Raw genomic sequence first — 2,089 nt, 5'->3', positions numbered from 1 at the left:
AAAGGTCGTCTGAAATCCCTTTCAGACGACCTTTTCATTTTCTTACTGTCTAATTCAATTAGCCGATTTCGTTATACTTAGTCGGCAAACTGTTTTTTCATGCGTTCGCGGCGTTCTTGTGCTTCCACGGAAAGTGTCGCAGTCGGGCGGGCAAGGAGGCGTTTGAGGCCGATGGGCTCGCCGGTATCCGCGCAGAAGCCATAATCGCCTTCGTCGATGCTGCGGATGGTTGCTTGTACTTTACCTAGAAGTTTGCGCTCGCGGTCGCGGGTACGCAGTTCCAGCGCGTACTCTTCTTCTTGAGTGGCGCGGTCGGCAGGATCGGGAGCCGATTCGTGTTCTTGCAGGTGGCCGGTGGTGGCAGATGCGTTTTCAATCAGTTCGTCTTGCATTTTTACCAGCAGTTCGCGGAAGAATGCCAACTGGTCACTATTCATGTAGTCTTCTTCCGGGCCGTCCCAATTCAAAATGTCTTGTTCTGTCAGCTTTGCCATAATTTTTCTTTCAATCTATTGCGGGAAACAAAATGCTACTCAAGTGGTTTATTTTATTGATTTCTTAGGACTTCTTTTCTCAAGCCCGTTTGGAAATGGCGGCATGATACCATGTTTTCACAGTCGTGTTTTCGATTTTCACTTTTTTGCATTTTGCTTACGTCATACTGCAAATTCTTAATGAACTCGCTGTCTATTGCAGTAGCCACAAGTTAATTTGGCGAGTAATTTGGGGCGATAGACTGCTTAACCAGATCCACAGTAATAATGCCAATATACTACCTGAAAAATCGTAGCGTCCGTACTTTAAAAACTGTACAGGAGAAAGTATGGGGCGATATATCCGTTCCAGCGCGACGGAAAGCTGGGAATAGGGATCTTTAATACTGAGCGCCATTCGGATAAACAACCCTATCAACAACACATAAGCCGCTGATTTAATTGTATTCAATACTGCCAGTATAAAATTGGCGATGATGATTTTTGCGCTGAATGCGGTAGGCTGCGCCACTAAAGTGATAAAGGTGAATGCGATGTAATATAACAACAGTCCTGACAACAGGCAGGCTGGGTCGTATTTTTTAACCGGCAGAATTTTATGCAGCGGGTTGACCAGCCAATCGGTTGATCGCTTGCTGAACGCCAATAATGCATGATTTTCACTCAATCCCGCCGCCTGCAGGAAGAGGCGTGCCAAACACAGGATAACGATGCCGTCGGCAAGCAATATCAATAAATCTCCGCGCATTTTCAGACGACCTTATATTGTTGTGCCATTTCCTGCGAACGCTTGACGCAGGCTTCCACGCCTTGGGCAATGGCTTCGGCGACGTGGCATGATTTGAACGTTTCGATGGCTTCGTGGGTGGTTCCGCCTTTGGAAGTAACGTTTTGCTGCAATCGCGCGAAGTCTTCGCCGCTTTGCTCTGCCAAGGCAACTGCACCTTTAAACGTGGCGAGACTGAGGGCGCGGGCATCTTCTTCGCTGAACCCTTGCACCTGAGCGGCGGCTTGCAGCGCGTCGAGCAGGTAAAAGACGTAGGCGGGGCCGCTGCCGCTAATGCCGGTAATGTTGTGCAACTCGTCTTCTTCATCTAACCAAACGGTTAAACCGACGGAACGCATAATCCGGTCGGCGGCGGCGCGATCGGCTTCGGATACTTCGGCTTCGGCAAACATGCCGGATACGCCCAAACCGATTTTTCCCGGCGTATTGGGCATGGTACGGACGATTCGGCGCGTTCCGCCAAGGTAGCGGCTGAGGGTATCAATAGACAAACCGGCAGCGACGGATAGCACTAATGCACCGTTGACACGAACGTTGCGGCACGCGGCTTCCATGTCCTGCGGTTTGACGGCAAGGATTAACACGTCGTCTGAATGCAGTTCGGGCAGGGATTCAGAAACTTCAACATTCAATTCTTTTGCCAAACGCTCGCGTTTCTCCGCGCCGCGGTTGGCGATGTGGATGCGGTATCCACCCTGCTTGACCAATCCGCCCGCAATGGCGGCCGCCATATTACCGCCGCCTAAAAAGTAGATGTTCATAAATTTCCTTAAATTTTTATAGTCAATTAAAATCAAAATAGGACAGT

3 protein-coding genes are annotated in these 2,089 nt (G+C 49.5%); all 3 read right to left on the bottom strand.

Annotated features, from left to right (window positions below; genetic code table 11):
- Positions 1-77: 77 nt before the first annotated feature.
- Entirely contained in the window at positions 78-494 is a 417-nt protein-coding gene (gene dksA, locus HMPREF3277_RS00805) for an RNA polymerase-binding protein DksA (protein WP_003767066.1), read from the bottom strand.
- A gap of 193 nt (positions 495-687) precedes the next feature.
- Positions 688-1,242 carry a YggT family protein gene (locus HMPREF3277_RS00800; RefSeq protein ID WP_003759775.1) on the bottom strand — a complete coding sequence of 185 codons (555 nt, stop codon included), beginning with the start codon at positions 1,240-1,242 and terminating at the stop codon, positions 688-690.
- 2 nt (positions 1,243-1,244) lie between these two features.
- The gene (proC, locus tag HMPREF3277_RS00795) at positions 1,245-2,042 is read right to left on the bottom strand and encodes a pyrroline-5-carboxylate reductase (protein ID WP_070869748.1); all 798 of its coding nucleotides are present in this window, start codon (positions 2,040-2,042) and stop codon (positions 1,245-1,247) included.
- Positions 2,043-2,089 lie beyond the last annotated feature (47 nt).

Origin of the sequence: Neisseria sp. HMSC70E02 (assembly GCF_001838645.1) — a bacterium.
Lineage (GTDB): Bacteria > Pseudomonadota > Gammaproteobacteria > Burkholderiales > Neisseriaceae > Neisseria > Neisseria macacae.
Note: the sequence above shows the minus strand (reverse complement) of the source record. Positions and strands in the feature narration are given on the sequence as shown.